Annotated in this window: 18 protein-coding genes; all 18 read left to right on the top strand. The window is 27.0% G+C overall.

Features of this window, described 5'->3' with window-relative positions; genetic code table 11:
- Positions 1-115 precede the first annotated feature (115 nt).
- The 18 genes from H7686_RS01980 (at position 116) to citF (ending at position 20018) form a co-directional block, all read left to right on the top strand.
- Entirely contained in the window at positions 116-1765 is a 1650-nt protein-coding gene (locus H7686_RS01980) for an ABC transporter substrate-binding protein (RefSeq protein WP_193621817.1), read from the top strand.
- 80 nt (positions 1766-1845) lie between these two features.
- Positions 1846-2775, top strand: a complete 930-nt coding sequence (locus H7686_RS01975; RefSeq protein ID WP_193621818.1) for an ABC transporter permease — start codon at positions 1846-1848, stop codon at positions 2773-2775.
- 99 nt (positions 2776-2874) lie between these two features.
- Entirely contained in the window at positions 2875-3648 is a 774-nt protein-coding gene (locus H7686_RS01970) for an ABC transporter permease (RefSeq protein ID WP_304513260.1), read from the top strand.
- 66 nt (positions 3649-3714) lie between these two features.
- A complete protein-coding gene (locus H7686_RS01965; RefSeq protein WP_193621819.1) occupies positions 3715-4533 on the top strand; it encodes an ABC transporter ATP-binding protein in 819 nt (272 codons plus the stop codon).
- 208 nt (positions 4534-4741) lie between these two features.
- Positions 4742-5677 (top strand): ABC transporter ATP-binding protein, encoded by a 936-nt coding sequence (locus tag H7686_RS01960; RefSeq protein WP_193621820.1) that lies wholly within the window; start codon positions 4742-4744, stop codon positions 5675-5677.
- A 676-nt stretch (positions 5678-6353) separates the two neighbouring features.
- Entirely contained in the window at positions 6354-6542 is a 189-nt protein-coding gene (locus tag H7686_RS01955; RefSeq protein WP_193621821.1) for a hypothetical protein, read from the top strand.
- 772 nt (positions 6543-7314) lie between these two features.
- Entirely contained in the window at positions 7315-7662 is a 348-nt protein-coding gene (locus H7686_RS01950; RefSeq protein ID WP_193621822.1) for a hypothetical protein, read from the top strand.
- A 512-nt stretch (positions 7663-8174) separates the two neighbouring features.
- Positions 8175-9335 (top strand): NAD(P)-dependent malic enzyme, encoded by a 1161-nt coding sequence (locus H7686_RS01945; protein WP_193621823.1) that lies wholly within the window; start codon positions 8175-8177, stop codon positions 9333-9335.
- 65 nt (positions 9336-9400) lie between these two features.
- A complete protein-coding gene (locus tag H7686_RS01940) occupies positions 9401-9916 on the top strand; it encodes a DJ-1/PfpI family protein (RefSeq protein ID WP_193621824.1) in 516 nt (171 codons plus the stop codon).
- A gap of 102 nt (positions 9917-10018) precedes the next feature.
- Positions 10019-11509, top strand: coding sequence for a 2-hydroxycarboxylate transporter family protein (locus H7686_RS01935; RefSeq protein ID WP_193621825.1), 1491 nt, complete (start codon positions 10019-10021; stop codon positions 11507-11509).
- A 659-nt stretch (positions 11510-12168) separates the two neighbouring features.
- On the top strand, positions 12169-13902 hold the full coding sequence (gene ltrA / locus H7686_RS01930) for a group II intron reverse transcriptase/maturase (RefSeq protein ID WP_444517535.1): 1734 nt from the start codon (positions 12169-12171) through the stop codon (positions 13900-13902).
- A gap of 135 nt (positions 13903-14037) precedes the next feature.
- A complete protein-coding gene (locus tag H7686_RS01925) occupies positions 14038-14859 on the top strand; it encodes a triphosphoribosyl-dephospho-CoA synthase (protein WP_193621842.1) in 822 nt (273 codons plus the stop codon).
- 57 nt (positions 14860-14916) lie between these two features.
- Complete coding sequence (locus tag H7686_RS01920; protein WP_193621827.1) at positions 14917-15585, top strand: bifunctional 4-hydroxy-2-oxoglutarate aldolase/2-dehydro-3-deoxy-phosphogluconate aldolase; 669 nt, start codon at positions 14917-14919, stop codon at positions 15583-15585.
- Positions 15575-15862: a citrate lyase acyl carrier protein gene (citD, locus tag H7686_RS01915; RefSeq protein WP_193621828.1), complete on the top strand. Its 288-nt coding sequence runs from the start codon at positions 15575-15577 to the stop codon at positions 15860-15862. Before H7686_RS01920 ends, citD begins: the two co-directional genes overlap by 11 nt.
- Before the next feature lie 908 nt (positions 15863-16770).
- Positions 16771-16902 (top strand): hypothetical protein, encoded by a 132-nt coding sequence (locus H7686_RS01910; RefSeq protein ID WP_444517534.1) that lies wholly within the window; start codon positions 16771-16773, stop codon positions 16900-16902.
- A gap of 58 nt (positions 16903-16960) precedes the next feature.
- Positions 16961-17188, top strand: coding sequence for a hypothetical protein (locus H7686_RS01905; RefSeq protein ID WP_193621829.1), 228 nt, complete (start codon positions 16961-16963; stop codon positions 17186-17188).
- Between the two features lie 243 nt (positions 17189-17431).
- Positions 17432-18247: an HpcH/HpaI aldolase/citrate lyase family protein gene (locus H7686_RS01900; RefSeq protein ID WP_444517533.1), complete on the top strand. Its 816-nt coding sequence runs from the start codon at positions 17432-17434 to the stop codon at positions 18245-18247.
- A 253-nt stretch (positions 18248-18500) separates the two neighbouring features.
- On the top strand, positions 18501-20018 hold the full coding sequence (citF, locus tag H7686_RS01895; protein WP_193621830.1) for a citrate lyase subunit alpha: 1518 nt from the start codon (positions 18501-18503) through the stop codon (positions 20016-20018).
- Positions 20019-20059: the final 41 nt, after the last annotated feature.

The following is a 20059-nucleotide window of genomic DNA, read 5'->3' as shown; positions in this document are numbered from 1 at the left end:
ATATAAATATATTATTATATTGTTTATATTATAAAATAATTGATATAATAATTAATATTTTGTTGTTAAATATTTTAAAATTTTTGGAAGGAATAGAGTTGGTTATAGAAAGAATATGATTTTTATTTTAATTAGTATTTTATTAGGAAGTTTAGGTATATTTTTATTGATGAATTTTCGCATTTTACAAAATAAAAAAATTTTCGCTTTAATAATAAGCGTTTTTATAATAATTATATTTTTAATTATTATAAAACATTATCAAAAAAATAGAAATAATTTTAATGAAAAAAACAAACATATTTTGACTTTAGGTTCAACAGTTCCGGTACAAGAAGGTTTTGGGATCTTGGGACAAGGAGCTAATACGGTTGTTAATAGTTATATTAGGAATTTATTACATGAATATTTAATCAAAGGATATTCTTTTAAAGAAAATAATGTTTTAAAACATGAATATAAATCTTGTCTTTTAACTGCTATGCCAGAAAAAATAACAGAAGGTGAATTTACAGGATATTATCAATGTTGTTTATCTTCGGGTATTAAATTTCATAATGGGCGTATATTGAATAATCGAGATGTTCTTAATAATATTCTGTATGATAAACGAACAGGTGGTGAACACTCGAATTTTATTGAAGATATTAAAATAGACAATAATGATATAAATCGTTTTTTTATTCTTTTTAAAGATAATTCAGATCCATCCAATTATCAAAATTATTATCACTTAAGTAAAATACCTATTGTTATCTTTGAAGGTGATAATAATCCTAATCGTCGAATTGGTTTAGGCCCTTTTAAGTTAAAATATTTTGATAATAATAATATTCAATTAGATCGTTTTATGGATTATTATAGAAAAGATGATTATAACGATAGTAATATTGAACAAATCAAATTTTCTTGTATTCCGGATACTCAAACTATCAACATGCACCTTAAAAAGGGAGATATTGATATATCTTTTCTTGTTCTTGATAAAATTTCATCCAAAGATTTATCTCGATCTTCTGATTTGCAAATTATAAAACCAGAATCGCTAACTATAACATATTTGTTTTTAAATTGCCAAAAATTATCACTTGAAGAACGCAAAAAAATTGTCGAAACATTATCTTCGGCCAAAAAACAACAATTTTTAGAACAATTAGGCGAAGATCCAGATCGTTATCAAGTGGTTAATAGTATGTCAGATCCGCGCATGATAGGTTATTTAGAGGCGCCTAATTTTGATAATTTGATTTTAAGTCGGAATCCTGATAATAGCAAAGAAATAAGTTTTTTCAGCATTAATCCGGCATCTCCTATTTCTTATCGTTATGCTAGTCGTATAACTGATTTTTTAAAAAAAGAAGGATTTAATGTTAAGCATGAAATTAGAGAATTGAATGAATTGGTGAATCAAGGAGAAAAAGGCGATTTTGATATGTTAATGATTTCAGAAAGTTTAGAAGATATTACTCCTTATTATGTGCTTAATTATTTTTTTGGTCCTAAAGAAAAAGGAGGATATATGCGTTGGCATCAATTATCAGATAGCAAAGAAATTACTCAAGGTTTAAATAATTTAAAATTAAATACTAATAACCCTGATTATGATCAGCAAGTTCGTAATTTTCATCAATTATTATTTCGTCAATATGCTATTATTCCTTTGTATTGTCAAAAATATTCTGAAATAGCTATGCGTAAAAATATAGAAAATTTTAATATTAATATACTCGGAGAATTAGATATAACTAAATTACGTAAAATTTAAATTCACTAAATTTTTTAAATAAAAAATTTTTTATTTTTAAGAAAATTATTTGATAGATTAAAGGAGCAAACTTGGATTAAATGTTTTTTCACAAGTATTTTGTCAAAAAATTATTTTATGTCGGATTAATTTTTTTAATTGTTGCTATATTAATTTTTAGTGCTATGAAATTTTTTTCAGATCCTGTTATATCTTTATTAGGTTATAAAAGTACTTTTCAACAACGAGAACAATTAAGAATTCAATTAGGATTAGATAAAACTTTTTTAGAACAATTTTGGAATTATATTTCTAATATCATTTTTAAATGGGATTTTGGTCAGTCTTATGCATATCCTAAAATGTCAGCTTTGAGTTTATTTATAAAATCTTTCAAAATTACTTTTACAATAACTTGTTTAAGTTGTTTAATAGCTTCATTAATAGGAATTTTTTTAGGTTATTTAGCCGCTATAAATTTCAAAAGTAAAACAGATTATATTTTGATTTTTACCTCTATTTTATTTATTTCTATGCCCAGTTTTATTATTGGTTTTTTATTGCAATATTTTTTAGCTTTTTATTTGAATTTATTACCTATTTCAGGATTAGATCAAATTAAATCATGGATTTTGCCTATTACCTCTTTAAGTTTAGTAGCAGTTTTTTCAATTTTTCGTATTGCTCGTGTAACTTTAATATCTGTTTCGGAACAACCTTTTGTTATAGCTGCTAGAGCGAAAGGTTTGTCTAATAAAAGAATTTGGTTTAAACATATATTAAAAAATTCTTTAGTTCCTATTCTTACTCATGTGAGTTTAATTTTTAATTTTATGTTAAGTGGTGCTATTGTTTTGGAAAGTATTTTCAATTTAAATGGTTTAGGTTTATTAATGTTTAATTCTTTTAATCAAAGAGATCTTCCTGTTTTGCAATGTTGTGTAATAATTTTATCTTTAGTTATTAGTTTGATTGGAATTTTAGTTGAATTGTTATGTTATTTTATTGATCCCACCTTTACTAAAAAATGATTTTTTTTCGTTCAAAACAATAAGGAGGTATATTTTATTATTCCGAAAAAAATATTTTATTTTTTAAATTTTTTATATAAGAGAAATAAAATTTTATTAGTGGGTTTGATTTTATTATTTTGTTTATTGGGGATCACTTTTATTCTTCCTATGATTATTCCAAATAAAACTTCTATGTGGAATTCGATGTATGGATCTTTTTTAGAGCCTGGATCTTATCATTGGATCGGAACAGATTCTTTAGGTCATGATGTTTTTGCTTATTTGCTTAGAGGAACTATAACATCTTTATACATAGCTTGTATCTCTGTTTCTATTAGTTTTGTGATAGGAGGAATTTTAGGAATTTTAGGTGGTTATTTTTCGGGTTTTTGGGATATAATAACGAATTTTATTTGTGATTATTTAATTGTGTTTCCAGATTTTATTTTGGCATTTCTAATTATGTTTTTTTTAAAAACTGGACTTTATCAATTAATTATGGTTTTATCTATTTGTTATTTGCCAACATTTATTAAAAATATTAAAAATGCTACGATGAAAATATCTAGTCAAGATTTTGTTAAAAATGCTTTAGCTTTAGGAGCTAGTCATAGTTATATTATCCGAAAACATATTTTTCCTCATTTATTAACTATTTTATTGATTAGAGTAGTTTTAAGTTTAAGTAGTGTTATTTTAGTAGCTTCTTCTTTTGGTTTTATTGGAATTGGTTTAGATAATTCTGTTCCGGAATGGGGGATGTTGTTGAGTCTTAATAAAACTTATATTTATAGCTATCCGAGATTATTCTTTTTCCCGATGATGTTTATTATTTTTACTAATTTAGCTTTTAATTTTATAGCAGAAGGTATTAATAAATTTATTGAATAATAATTGATTTTTAATTTTTTGTATGGCGATAAAATTCATCTTTGTTCGAAGAAAGAGGTATAAATAATGGATATAACCAAATCCAAAATTTTATTTAAAGTTGAAAATTTGCATAAATCTTTTAAGGTTAATAAAAAAAATTTCCAAGCCAATTACAATATTAATTTATCTATTTTCAAACAAGAAACTTTAAGTATTATCGGCGAATCAGGTTCAGGAAAATCTACTTTAGGCCAATTAATTATACAATTACAAAAAAATAATCACGGTAATGTTTGGTATTTTCCTGAAGATGATTTAAATATTAATTTAAGTATTTTAAAGCCTAGTCAAATTAAAAGGTGGCGTCCTGATTTGCAAATTATTTTTCAAAATTCTTTTTCAGCTTTAAATCCTAAATTTAAAGTGCGTGATATTATTGGCGAAGGTTTGATAATTCATCAAAAAGTTTTGGGTTATAAAGATCCTAGGTATCATCAACAGATTATAGATATTATGCAAAAATGCGGATTATCTTTAGAATTGATGGAACGTTATCCGGCTGAATTAAGCGGAGGCCAAAGACAAAGAGTTAATATAGCTAAAACATTAATTTTAAAACCAAAATTTGTAGTTTGTGATGAAATTGTTTCTGCATTAGATGTAACTGTGCAAAAACAAATTTTAGATCTTTTAAATGATTTTAAAACTAAATATAAAGTGACTTATTTATTTATTTCTCATGATTTAGGAGTAGCTCAATATATTAGCGATAGAATTGGAGTAATGTATCAAGGTCAATTAGTAGAATTAGCTCCTACACAAGAAATTTTCCAAAAACCTATACATTTTTATACTAAATCATTATTAAATGCTATTCCTCGTATTCCTCATTATGAAACATAATGTTAACAATATTTAAAATTCTTTTGTAATAATAGTTGTGCAACGCATAATTTAAAATAGATATTCGCAAATTTAAAAGTTAAAAGATAATTTTATTAATTAAATTTAAAAAAATTAATTAAATTAAACAGGTTTAAAACATGATTAAAGTTATTTGAGTTATTGATATTTATTATTGTATTTTTTTATTTTTAAAGGATGAGATAATATGAATTTGTTACAAGTAAAAAATTTACATACTTATTTTCAATCTGAAAATTCTTTAGTGAAAGCGGTTAGAGGAGTTAATTTTGAATTAAAAGAAAAAGAAACTCTTGCTATTATAGGCGAATCTGGTTCCGGAAAAAGTCAAATTGCTTTATCAATTTTAAAACTTTTACACAAGAATCAAAAAATCGTTCAAGGGCAAATTATTTTTAATCAAGAAGTAATATCTAATTTTAATGAACATCAAATGCGTAAAATTCGTGGTCAAGAAATTAGTATTATTTTTCAAGATCCTGTTTCTAGTTTAAATCCTTTGTTCAAAATAAAAACACAAATATTCGAAATTTTAAAATTACGCAAGGGATTATATGGTAAACAGGCTTTTCTTCAGTCTATACAATTATTAAAACAGGTAGAGATTTCTGATCCTTATAAAGTTTTAGAATCTTATCCGTATCAATTATCCGGAGGATTATGCCAAAGAATATCTATAGCCATTTCTTTGATTTGTCATCCGAAATTGTTAATTGCAGATGAACCTACTACTGCTATAGATGTTATAGCTCAACAAGAAATTTTGAATTTAATTAAAGATATGCAAAGAAAATATAATATGTCTATGATTTTTATTACACATGATTTAAGTATTGTTGCTTCTTTAGTTGAAAATATTATTGTGTTATATAAGGGTATGATTGTTGAAAAAGCTCCTTGTAAAAAAATTTTTAGTAATCCTATACATCCTTATACTAAAAAATTGTTAAATGATTTTTTATTAACTAGTATTTATCGTTCTCGTATTCAACCTAATAAAAATTTTTATGATGCTGAAAATGAAGTTTTTGATTTTCGTAATTTTAAAAAATATGCAGAACCAGATTTAGATTTATACCAAGTATCTGATGAACATTTTATTAGTTGTACTTTAAAAAAATAATTTTTTTATTGCAATCAATCGGTTTATATTTGAAAATTTTAATTTATTATTTAGCGAAGAAATAAATTTAATATTCATAATGTTAATTTGTAAAGAAATTAATAAATTTTTTAAATTTAAAAAAGATTTTATTTTTGTTTTAAAAGACATTAATATATCTTTATCATTAAAATGTTTATTTTTTATTTTAGGAAAATTTGGTAGCTTTAAAACTAATTTGATGAATATATTAGGTGGTTTGGAGAAAATTTCCGATGGAGATATTATTTTTAACCATAAATCTTTTCGAAATTTTAGTGAAAGTGATTTGGATAATTATAAGAAATCAATCAGTTGGTTTTATTTTTCAACATTTTAAGTTAATCGATGATTTGGCAGTATTTCAAAATATATTAATTATTTTAGCAATTACAAGGTAAAAAAAGTTAATGATAAAATTATGAATAATCTTCTAAATGATATAGATTTAGCTGGTTTTGGTTTGTGTCATGTTAATGAATTATCAGGAGGTCAAAAATAACGAGTAGTTATCGCAAGAGCTATTATTAAGAAACCTGATTTTTTAATGACGAACCAACAGTTGCTTTAGATAGTGTCACTTGAGAACAAATATTAAAATTGTTTTCGAGAATTGCTAAAAAACATTAATCATTTTGATTTCGTATGATTTTTAGAAATGTCTCATAAATATGCAGATCGCATTATCGAATTACAAGATGGTAAGATTATTAAAGATCAAATAAAAAATTTAACAATTTTTTTATCTAACAATTTTTTTACAGATATTTCTTATTTTGATGTAAATAATAAAGAATTAATAAATAGTAAAACTTATTTATGCGAAAAAAGTTCTAAGTTTTTTTAAAATTATCTTTTCGTATGGCTCGGAATAATATAAAAAACAAATCTATTTCATTATTTTTTAATATTTTATTAACAATTTTTTTTGTTTTATTAGTTTTTTTCGGTAATGTATTTTTTTAAATCTTCGTATGGTATTAAATCAATGTTTCAAAATCATCCTTAAAAAATTTTGGTTTTAATCGATATTTTAACAAATTTTTGACTATGTCATCGATGACTTTAGATGATATTTAATTTATTGAAGCAAAAAAATCCGAAAGTTCATTTACAACTCATAATAAATTTGGAATGTTAATTATCAAAAGGAAGATGATTCTAATTATTTTTTAATTAGTAATGTGGTTGATTTGATAAAAATATCAGAAAATAAAAAATTTTGGAGAATAATTGGTTATCGCAAATCATTAATTTTATTAAAAATAAAAATTTATATTTCTCAAACTATTTACGAATTTGTATAATCTTATAATAAGTCACCAGATTCCCGATATATTTATAATGATTTTGAACCATTATTACCATTATTACAAGAAATATTGGCAGAATTTATTGTAATCGAAATGATAGATGATCAATATATCAATATATTTCTCGTATAAGAATCAAGATTATCAGAAATCACAATCAAAAGAAAAAATACTTTTTTTAATTTTATAAAACTTTCGTTTTTAGAATTATATTATTCGGTTGAAAAGTGTTTTGGTAATCTAATATATAGTTGTATTACTTAAAGAACTTAAAGAAGTAATAAATAATTTATAACTCTGGATTTTATGAAAAAATGTTATAACGAAAATCAAACTTTGAAGTTTTGCGAAATAATAGGTTTTCTTCAAGATTTATCTAAAAAACAAATAGATGATTTTGTTGATAATTATTATTCTTTGTATAGTAATGATTTATCTAAAATAAAAAATAAATATTTAATAATATCAATATCTCAAACTCCGCTTATAAGAGAATTATTTTTACTAATAATTCTATTAAAGCCAAGATACAAAGATATAGTCATTTTAAGAGCTATTGGAGCTTGTAAAATGTATATTTTATCTATTTTAATAGAAATAGTTATCTTCTTGATTAATTTGAGTTTATCCTTAATTTTGATTAAATTCTTTTGATTTAAAAAAAATAGTTGGTTTATTTCTTATTTATCTGTCCCTTTTTAATGCCACACATAAAAACTTATATATGTTTTGGTTTTAGGATTTATATTTTATATTTTAGTTATTTTTATACAAATTATAAAAATTACTATTAAGAAATATATTGATGTTATTAATTCGAGATAGATAATCTTTTGTATAATTGTTAGAAAACTATTTTATAAAATTTTATAATTAGAAAACTATTTTATAAAATTTTATAAATTATTTTTATTTATTGTAAAAAACAATCGAATTATAAAAATATTAACAAAAAAAAGAAAATTTAGGTTGACATTTTGTTAAAGATAATACATTATTATTATTGGTGATTTTTCATTAAATTAACGCACTAAAAACCCCCAATATATTAATTTTAAAATAATTAAATAATTAAAATCGTTTTTTTAATTTTGTCAATAATTAAAATAAATATTTGAATTTTAAATTTATAAATAAATTCCAATATAAACAGGAGCGATTAAGTGATGAATAATAAAGAGTTAGCGTTAAAATTGCACGCACAAAAAAAAGGTAAGTTAGCTACAGTATCTAAAGTAGAAGTTAATAATTTAAAAGAATTGGCTCTCGTTTATACTCCGGGAGTAGCAGAGCCATGTTTAAAAATTAAAGAAAATCCTGAAGATGTTTATAAATATACTTCTAAAGGTAATAATGTTGCAGTTATTAGTAATGGAACAGCAGTATTAGGATTAGGAAATATTGGTGCTTTGGCCTCTATTCCGGTAATGGAAGGTAAATCTGTTTTATTGAAGAAATTTGCTAATATTGATTCGTATCCTATTTGTGTAGATTCTGAAGATCCTGAAGAAATGATTAATATTATTAGTAAAATTTCTTCTGTATTTGGTGCTATTAATTTGGAAGATATTAAGGCTCCTGAGTGTTTTGAGATCGAAGAAAAGTTGAAACAAAAATTATCGATCCCTGTTTTTCACGATGATCAACATGGTACGGCTATCGCTGTTACTGCTGGATTAATTAATGCTTTAAAAGTTGTGCATAAAAAGATGTCTGAAATCGAAATAGTTATTTTAGGAGCAGGAGCAGCAGGTACAGCTATCGCGAAATTGTTATTATTATTAAAACCTAAAAATATTGTTTTAGTAGATAAACATGGAGCAATTAATTCTCAAGATTTAGAATTATTAAATGTAAGTCAACAAAAATTAGCTAAAATAACTAATTTTTATAATGAGACCGGTACTTTAAATGAAATTATTAAAAACAAAGATGTTTTTATTGGAGTTTCTAAATCTAATTTATTAACTTCTGATATGGTTGCTAGTATGAATAAAGATGCTATTGTTTTTGCTTTGGCTAATCCAGTACCAGAAATTATGCCATCAGAAGCTAAGAAAGGTAATGCTCGCATTGTAGCGACAGGTCGTTCAGATTTTCCTAATCAAATTAATAATTTATTAGTTTTTCCGGGGATTTTTCGTGGAGCTTTAGATAGTAAAGTGACTCAAATTACAGAAGAAATGAAATTAGCTGCAGTTTATGCTTTAGCAGCTGTTATTCCGGAATCTCAATTAAATGAAGAAAATATTTTACCTTCTATTTTTAATCCTGAATGTACACAAGCTATTGTTAAAGCTATAGCGAAAGTGAATAATATTTCTTAAAATAATAAATTTTATAAAATTAGATTTTATATTATTTTGTATTTTGTAGAAAGGAAATTGTTTTTATGCAAGGATTATTAATTTTACAAAATGGTTTTGAAGATTGCGAAGCTTTGGCAACAAGAGCTTTATTAAAAAAAAATGGTTTTGATGTTACTACTTTTACATTTAATGATTCATTAAATGTTGTTTCTGCATCGGAATTAAGGGTTAAAGCTGATATTTCTGAAAATGTTAATTATGATAAATATGATTTTTTAATTATACCAGGCGGTCCTTATGTAAAGAATGTTATAGAAAATGAACATGATTCTTTACAAAAAATATTAAATGTAATTAAAATATTTTCAGATTCTAGTAAAATTATTGCAGCTATATGTGCAGCTCCTGCATTTTTGGGAAAATTAAATTTATTAAAAAACCATTCTTTTACTTGTTTTCCTGGATATGAAATTTATATTAAAGAAGGGAAATATTGTCCTGATAAAATGACAGTTGTAAGCAGAAATTTTATTACTTCACAATCTCCTTGGACAGTTTTAGATTTTGCTAATGTTTTATTAAAAACATTCAACAAATAATAAATAAAAATTAATATTTTTAATATTTTTGATTTCAACAATATATTTATTTGATTATTTTAAAATAATTTGAATAAAAAAATAGGAAGTAGCCTTTTATATATGAATATAAATAGTTCTATTAATGATTCAATTTTTAATTCTCATAAAAAACCTAAATTAAAAATTTTAGGTTTTTCGATTGAGTTTGCTTTACTTTTATTGAGTATTTCTGTAATGCATATTTGGATATCTTATGATTCTGCCAAAGGACAATTTAATTCATCTTGGCATAATTTAATTTCAGTTCTCTTGTTTACTATGATTTTTGCTGAAATATTAAAAGTAATAGGTAAAAAAATACCCATATTAAAAGATATGGGTGGAGGAGCAATTTTTTGTTTATTATTACCAGCTTTTTTATTTAATTATAATTTTTTTCCTCGTAATTTTGAAACGTCATTGATGCAATTTCAAAATGCATTTCGCGAAAGAATATCTTTTTTTAATAAAAATAGTAATATAGGTTTTTCTGAATTTTTTGTTGCTTCATTGGTTTGCGGTAGTCTTTTGAGTATTGATAAATTTATTTTAAAAAAAAATGGTCCTAAATTTTTATTTTTGGTTATTTTATCTTTAATTTGTTCTGGATTAGTAACAGGAATTTTAGGCATTTTTTTAAAACCTATTGGTGGTATAGATAGCGTTCCTGGTAGCCATCGTAATAGTTTTTTAGATGCTATATTTTTTATTTTTGTTCCTATTTCGTGTGGCGGTTTAACATGTGGAATTATTCCTTTGATAAAAGTGTTTTCACAAGGAATAGTTCGTTTTGAAGATGCTTTTAAAAACCACATTATTACTTCTTTGTTAATTGGTGGTATTTTAAGTGTTATGTTTGGTGGTTTAATTAAAAAATTTTTTGGTAATTCGGAATATAGTAGTCCTGATGGTGAGTTAGATAAGAATATAAATAAATTAAATGCTGATAAATTTAATCATCTCAAAAATGAAAAAAAAGATAATAACTCAAATTTAAGTTTTTTAAATATGAAAATGGGTTTGTTGATTATTTTTGCTTTGTATGCTTTAAGTAGCATTTTTAGAAGTTTATTATTGAAATTATGGCCATCTGCTAATTTAGAAAAATACGTACCTCCTACTATTATTTTTTTAGTTATTTTAGTTTTATTAATTAAGTTTTTTGATTTGATTTCGGATAATTATATTCAATATATTAATCAAGCCTCTAAATTTATTACTCAATCGTTTTCATCTTGTATTTTAGTAGTTGTCGGTATTAATATTAATATTTTAATGATTATTAATCGGATTTCTAATTTATCGTTTTTGTTTACTTGCATTATTTGCGTTTTAACTACTGCTTTAACATCGGCTATAATTGGTAATAAAATGGGTTATTATCCGGTTCAAGCTTCAATTGCTGCTGGACTTTGTGCTAATAGCATTGGTGGTGCAGGTAATTTAGCTATTCTGGAAGCTTCTGATTCTTTAGAATTATCTCCTTATGCACAAATATCTACTCGTCTTGGTGGAGATTTAACAGTAATTGTAGCTAGTATTTTTTTTCCATTATTTTACTTTATCAATTGATAAATGTTATCTATTGGTAAATGTTTTAAAAAAATGGAATATTTAACTAAATTAGCTCTTATTGCTAGGGCGGCAAAGAGGCCTAAATTTCGTGCTATTTAACCAACAGCCAGAGCCGATAAACTCTGAAAGGATATGGTCGGTTTAGCAAACGAAAGGATGCCGAATTATAGCAGACCATAAAAGCGGGTTGCGACGAAAGCAAATTAGTCAAGATGATTCCGCCACCAAATAATTCTATGGAGAAGCCTGAGATGGCCTAAGAAGGAAAATTGATGTAATAAGAGAACCTGTCTAGGAAGTTGCTCAAACGGACAGTCCAGAGTCTACTAATATATATAGCAAATATTGGGTAGTTTATCATATAAATAAAACCTGGAATCAGCCTCTTAAAGAGGATACTTCCCCTAAGGAATTAAGGTTGAAATTTAGCGTAACTTGGAGAATCCTAAAACTAAGTAATTAAATTTACTAATCCGGAGATAAAAGCCCGGATGGTCAAGGATAAAGAATCTTTTTAGTAGTCGTAAGGGTAAACCTAAATTTGGAATAATTTAGTTAATCGGCTTACCAAGAAGAGAGTTAATGACTCTTATAGGGCGAAAGAAGAAAGTAATTTATTGTTTATTCAATGGTATCAAGGAAGGGGTTGATATATTATGTCAACAACTGTTTCACTCGAAACTAAACTTTCGCGAACATTGAATAGAATTCAACATCGTTCATCAAACGGTTACTCCCTAAAAAGAGAGCTGCAACAAGGAATGAATAACTTCTATAACACGTTAACAGCATTCAACAGAATCGCTACTAACAAGGGGGCGGGCACACCCGGAATCGACAACGAAACCATTGATGGAATTAATCTAGGGAAACTAGAAAGATACCATCAGGAATATGTCAATAATGATTACAACCCCAAACCAGTTAAAAGAATTCTCATTCCTAGTGATAATAAAGGAACCAGACCCCTGGGGCTACCTACTATCAAGGACAGGCTAATACAAAAATGTCTTGAACAACTCTTAACTCCCTATTTTGAAAATATCTTTTCAGAATGGAGCTTTGGATTTAGAACCAAAAAATCTTGCCACGACGCCATCAAACGCGTCAAACAAAGATTTAAAGGAATTGATTACATTATCAAAATCGACCTAAAAGGCTACTTTGATACGATCAATCATGAGATTCTCATGAGAACCTTAAATCGGTTCATCAGAAAGAATAAAGTCCTCTCAACCATTAATAAATGGTTAAAAGCCGGCTTCATGAAGGACGGAATCAAAAATGAATCTTTATCTGGTTCCCCCCAAGGAGGAATCATTTCTCCCTTATTAGCCAATGTATATTTACATTACATTGACCTAAAAATGGAGGAACTGATTAAAGAAGGAAAGCCAATTAAGAAAGGGAACCCAGAATATTGGAAAGCATGGACTAAAAACCAGCACCAGAGACTGGGGATTGATAGTTCTATCAACCTAAATCCAAAACCAAGAGTCGAATACATCCGCTATGCTGATGATTTTATTATTGGTGTTAAAGGCGAGTATGACAAAGCCGAAAGGATTAAGAATCAAGTAACACAATGGCTAGAGCAAGATTTGAAACTTACCATTAGTAAGGACAAATCAAAAATTGTCAAGGCCAGCAAAGGAACTAGGTTTCTATCCTACTTGATTAAGGTTAAAACAACCAATAAAACACGTGAAAGGAAAACTACAAAGAATTCCTTAAACGGTAAAGTTCAAATCCAAGTTCCCAAAATGAGAGCCAAAGAATATGGACACGAATATAATTGGTTAAAAGAGGGAAAGGTAAAACACGACGAAACATTAGCGGGTAGAGACGAATTAGAGATAATCCGAACCTACAAAACAATCGTTAGAGGAATTATCCAATACTTTTGTTTGGCTAACAATCTCGGTGTTTTAACCTATCTAAACTATCTAGCCGAATATAGCTGTTTGAAAACGCTGGCAAGAAAACGAAAAACGTCGATTGCCAGAGTTCGAAAGAAACTGAAGACAGGTTCAACTTGGGGTATTTCCTATATTAACAAAGGAAAGACTCAATATGAATCATGGGACGTTTACTCTTGGGATAAAATTAAAAAAATGCGTAACTATAAGGGAAATCCGGATATTACCATTAATAGATTTATATTCCGAGGTCGCACGCATCTAACTGACCGTTTGAAAGCGGAATGTTGTGAGAACTGCAATAAAACAACCCAACTTCAAATTCATCACATTGGGACAGTTCGCAATGCGAACCACCAAAGTATCATGAATAAAAGTACCAAGGTATTGTGTAAAGACTGTCACCTAAAAGTGACAAACCAACAAATACATGATATTAAAAGAATAAGGACGATAAGAATAAATAGCTAATCAACCGCGAGGAGAAATTAGTTCTCGAGAGAGAGTAAATTAGGGAAAGCCGGATGCTTGGAAACTTGCTTGTCCGGTTTGGACGGGGGCTGATTGTAAATAAAACAGCAAAGATAAATCGCTGCATAAAACGCAATTAATCTATCCGTATTAGAAACTGAGCTTTTATGTTATCCTTCCTTAGGTTTAGTTTCTATAAATAGTTGCGGATCTCATCAAGATATGAATTTTAATCTTTTTATAAAGTCTAAAGAAACTTTTAGTGTTTATTTTTATCATATTTATAATTTAGTTTTATCATATAAATCATTAAATTTTCATAAATTAAGATTATTAGGCGTAGAACAAGAAAAACGCATGTTTAAGGCGACTAATAATATAAATACTCATAAAGGTTTAATTTTTTCTTTCGGCATTATTTATTATATAGTGTCTTATAGTTTATTTAATAATATTCCTTTTTCTCGTTGGCATTTTCAAACATGTCAATTAACTAAAGAATTACTTAAAGATTTTTTATATTTTGGCAATAAAACTCCTGGTGAAAAGATTTTTACAAAATTTGGAATTACGGGAGCACGCGGAGAAGCTTTAGCGGGTTATTATAAAATTTTTTTTCAAGGTTTACCCTTTATTTTACGTATTTATAAAAAAAATCCTTATTTAAAATCTCAAGAATTTTATTTATGTTTATTAATTTTTTATATGAGTATTATCGAAGATACAACTTTAATTAATAAAATTGGTCTTTCATTTTTTAAAAAAATACAAAAAAAAGCTTTATCATGGTTAAATATTTTAGAAAATTATGGGTTTTATAACTTTCAAAAAGCTATTTTATCTAAAAATGATTACTATGTAAATTATAAAATCTCTCCAGGGGGTTGTGCTGATTTATCTGTTGTAACTTATTTTTTATTTTGTGTAAATCGGTTGAATAATATTTATGAATATTGAGTTTTTAGTCAAAAAATATATTTTTTGACTAAAATTAATAAAAATGGAGTGTGTCAAGTGCAAAATATTCAAAAAAAAATTTATTATTTAAAACAAAATCCTTTAAGTGTGATTGTCCGTACGAAAACTAAAAATAATGCTTATAAAATTTTAAAAAATACATTAGAAAATGGTTTTCGTTTTGCCGAAATTACTTTAACTATTCCTCAAGCTTTTTCTATAATCAAAGAAATTAGTTTGCAATATCCCGAAGCAATGATTGGAGCTGGTACTGTATTAACATTAAAAGAAGCTAAAACAGCTTTAGAAGCAGGAGCGCAATATTTGGTTTCTCCTGTTTATAACGAAGAAATTTTAAATTGGTCTATCCAAAATGATATTTTATACATTCCTGGAGTTATGAGTGTTAATGAAATGTATCTAGCTATTCAAAAAGGTGCTTCTTTATTGAAATTGTATCCAAGTATTGCATTTACATCTCAAGCTTTATCCTTAATTCGAGATCCTTTTCCTAATTGGCCTATTTTAGCAACAGGGGGTATTAATTTATCAAACATTTTAGATTATTTTGAAGCAGGTGCATTAGCGGTTGGTATTACAGGTGAATTAGGTAGCGATCGCGATGTGGATATAGTAGATGAATCTAAAATAGCTCATTTAGCTTTTAAATATGTTGATATAGTTAAAAACGTGATTAAAAAAAGAGGATTGAAAAATGATAAATAATAATAAATCAAATCCCATTATAAAAAGAGCCTTTTGTGGTTCTCTCAATTCTAGTGATTGTTTAGTCACTATAGAACCTAATTTAGCTGATATTATACAAATTTTTATTCAATCACCTTTTGAAAAACAATTTGGAGAACAAATGCGAACTTTAACTTTGAAAATTTTAAAAGATAATAATGTTACTAGTTGCAAAGTGTTAATACAAGATCAAGGCGCTTTAGAAATTGTGTTAAAATCACGTATTTTAGTCGCTTTAGAGCGTTCTAAATCCTGATTTATGTCTTACTATTATAAAATTTTTTTAATTTTGAAATACAAAAAATAATATCGAGGATAAAAATGAAAAAAAATAGAAAAACCATGTTATTTGTACGGGTGCCAAAGAGGCCTAAATTTCGTGCTATCTAACCAATAGCCAGGGTTGATAAACTCTGAAAGGAGATGGTCGGTCTGACAAACGAAAGAATGTCAGATTACAGCAGACCATAAAAGCGGGTTGCGACGAAAGCAAATTAGTCAAGAAGACGCCGCCACCAAATAATTCTACGGGCAAGCCTGAGATGGCCTAAGAAGGAAAAATTGAGGTATTTAACAAACCTGTCTCGAAAGTTGCTGAAACGAACAGTCCAGATCCTACTAATATGAGGTACGAGTATTGAGTAGTTTATCAGAAAAACCTGGAATCAGCCTCCTAAAGAGGATACTTCCCCTAAGGAATTAAGGTCGAAATTTAGTGTAACTTGGAGAATCCTAAAACTAAGTAATTAAGTTTACTAATCTGGAAATGAAAGTCTGGATGGTCAAGGATAAAGAATCTTTTTAGTAGTCGTAAGGGTAAACCTAAATTTGGAATAATTTAGTTAATCGGCTTACCGAGAAAAGAGTTAACGACTCTTATAGGGCGAAAGAAGAAAGTAATTTACTATTTATTCAGTGGCATCAAGAAAGGGATTGATATACTATGTCAACAACGGTTTCAATAGAAACTAAACTTTGGCGAACACGGGATAAAATTCAATATTGTTCATCAAATGGCTACTCTTCAAAAAGAGAACTACAATAAGGAATGAATAACTTTTATAATAAGTTAACCGCATTTAATAAAATTGCCGCTAACGAAGGCGCGGGTACCTCCGGGATTGATAATAAAACCATTGATGAGATATATCCAATACTTTAGCTATGTTGACCTATTTAAGTTATCTAGCTGAATATAGCTGTTTGAAGATACTGACAAGGAAACGGAAAACTTCAATTGCCAGAGTTCGGAAGAAATGCAAGATAGGTTCAACTTGGGTGTATTTCTTATCTTAATAAAGAAAAAACCCATTACGAACCGTGGGATGTTTATTCTTGGAACAGAATTAAAAAAATGTGTAACTATAAGGGAAATTCGGATATTACCATTAATAGATTTATATTCCAAAGTCGTACGAATTTAACTGACCGTCTAAAAGCAGAACGTTGTGATAACTGCGACAAAACAACCCCACTGCAAATTCATCACATTGGGATGATTCGTAACGCGCATCGCCACAGGGTCGGGAATAAAAGAACTGAAGTATTGTGTCAAGATTGTCATCAGAAGATAACCAATTAACAAATACACGATATTAGAAAACAAGAACAATAAGAATTAAATAGCTAATCAACCGTGAGGGGAAATTAGTTCTCGAGAGAGAGTGAATTATGGAAAGCCGGATGCTTGGAAACTTGCTTGTCCGGTTTGGACGGGGGCTGATTGTAAATAAAACAGCAAAGATAAATCGCTGCATAAAACGCAATTAATCTATCCGTATCTGGCAACAACCCTGCTTTATTTAAAGATGTTATTTCTTATCAGGTGGATAGTGTGATATTTGATTTAGAGGATGCTATTGCTGTTGAAGAAAAGGATGCCGCACGCGAATTAACTAGAAATATGATTAGTTTTTTGGATTATTATAGGTTTAACATTGAAACTATGGTAAGAATTAATGCTTTTGATACTCCTTTTTATCAGAAAGATTTGGAAGTTATGGTAACTAATGAAAAATTAGATGCTATCCGTTTACCGAAGGTTGAATCGAAATTAGAAGTTTTACGAGTTATCCAAGATATCGAAAGTATTGAGGCTAAATATAATAAATCTTCTAAAATTGTTATTTTTTGCGCTATAGAAAGCGCTAAAGGAGTTTTAAATGCTCTTGAAATAGCTTTATCTTCTTCGCGAGTAGTAGGAATTGCTTTGGGTGGTGTTGATTATATGTTAAATTTGCAAGCTACTAAAACTATTAATCGTCATGAATTGTTTTTCGCTCGCCAAATGATATTGCATGCAGCTAGAGCTGCTGATATTGATGCTATTGATTGCATTTATGATAATGTTTCTGATTTGGAAGGTTTAGAAAAAGAAGCTATTTTAGTAAAAGAAATGGGTTTTAATGGTAAATCTGCCATACATCCCAATCAATTACCTATTCTTAATCGAGTTTTTAGACCTAGTGATCAAGAAATTCAAGAAGCTTTAAAAATTTTAACTTTATATAAAAAAAATCGTTTACAAAACCAAGGTGTATTCGCGATTGATGGCAAAATGATTGATAAACCAGTTATAAAATATTCGGAAAATATTTTACAAAAAGCTAATATTTCAAATCCTAACATAGAAGATGAATAAAGATTTATTTGTTATTTTTTTTGTATTACTAATAAATTCAAAATAATAAAGGATTTTAAATGATAGATTAAATTAATTTTGAATAAGTTAGAACTTTTGTTGAGATATTTTATTAGTTTAATATTTGCATTTTTTTCTACATAAATAAATATTATTCAAATAAAAAATTATTTAAATAGTTTTTTGATTAAACAATATTTAAGAAAATTAAGTGATTTTTAAATGGTTAATGAATAAAAAAAGGAATAATTAAATGAGAGAACAATTTAAGAAAAATGAAAAAAAACTAGATAATAATTCATTTTATGATTGTAAAAATAATGATAATAGCGTTGGCTCAATGACTAAAATTAAAAATAATTTAAATAATAAAGTTTTAAATTCTTTAGAAGAAGCTATTGTTAAAAGTGGTTTGAAAGATGGTATGACTATTTCTTTTCATCATGCTTTTAGGCATGGTGATAAAACTTTTCAACAAGTTATGGAAGCTATCAAAAAATTAAATATTAAAAATTTAACTGTTTTAGCTTCTTCTTTTACGAAGTCTCATGATTGTTTTATTGAATATATTAAAAATGGTATTGTAACTTCTTTGGAAGGTTCAGCTATAAGGGGAGAGTTAGGAAATGCTATTTCTGAAGGCCTCTTAACAAAACCTGTTATTATTAGATCTCATGGCGGTAGAGCACGATCTATTACTACAGGGCAATCTTTTATTAATGTTGCTTTTTTAGCTGCTTCAAGTAGTGATGAAATGGGTAACGCTAATGGTGTTGTAGGTGATTCTTGTGTAGGATCTTTAGGTTATGCTATTGTAGATGCTCAATATGCTGATAAAACTATTATTATTACAGACACTTTAGTTTCCTATCCGAATAATCCTATTTCTATTCCGCAAATTTATGTGGATTATGTGGTTAAAGTAGAAGTTATTGGTGATAATAAAAAAATTTCTTCAGGAGAAATTCATTCTAAATTTAATCCTAAAGAAATTGTTATTGCTGAAAATATTGTTAAAGTTATTAAAAACACGCCTTATTTTAAAAATGGTTTTTCTTTTCAAACAGGTACTGGCGGGGCTTCTCAAGCATCTTTAGTAATTTTATCTGATGAAATGAGACGTAAGCAAATAAAAGCTTCTGTTTTTTTAGGGGGGATTATTAAATTAGAAGTAGATTTATTAAAAGAAGGGTTAGTTAATACACTATTAGATGTGCAGTCTTTTGATTTAGAAGCGGTTAATTCTTTAAAAAACAATCCGAATCATTTAGAAATGTCGGCTTCTTTTTATGCTAATCCGTTTATTAAAGGTTGTGCTGTTAATAAATTAGATTTTGGTATTTTAAGTGTTTTAGAAATAGATGTTAATTTTAATTGTAATGTTATTACAGGAAATGATGGATATTTACGCGGAGCTTCTGGTGGTCATAGTGATGTAGCATATGGTAGTAAAATTGCTATTGTAGCTGCTCCTTTAATTCGAGGACGAATTTCTTCTATAGTGGATCGTGTACAAACAATAGTTACTCCGGGAAATACTATTGATGTTTTGGTAACTGATTTAGGTATTGCTGTAAATCCGATAAGAACTGATTTACTTATGTGGTTAAAGTCGGCTGGAATAGTTGTTAAAGATATTCGCGAATTACGTGACTTGGCTTATAGTATTGTGGGCGAACCATTGCCAATTGATTACGATACTAATCGTGTTATTGCTTTGATTGAGTATCGTGATGGCACTTTAATTGATACTGTTTATAAAGTAAAATAAAAAATAATTTTATTTTAATTTTTGTTATTATATTTAGGTTT

Origin of the sequence: Candidatus Phytoplasma asiaticum (genome assembly GCF_015100165.3) — a bacterium.
In the GTDB taxonomy this organism is placed as follows: Bacteria; Bacillota_I; Bacilli_A; order Acholeplasmatales; family Acholeplasmataceae; genus Phytoplasma; species Phytoplasma citri.
This window is presented reverse-complemented; position numbering and strand designations above follow the sequence as displayed.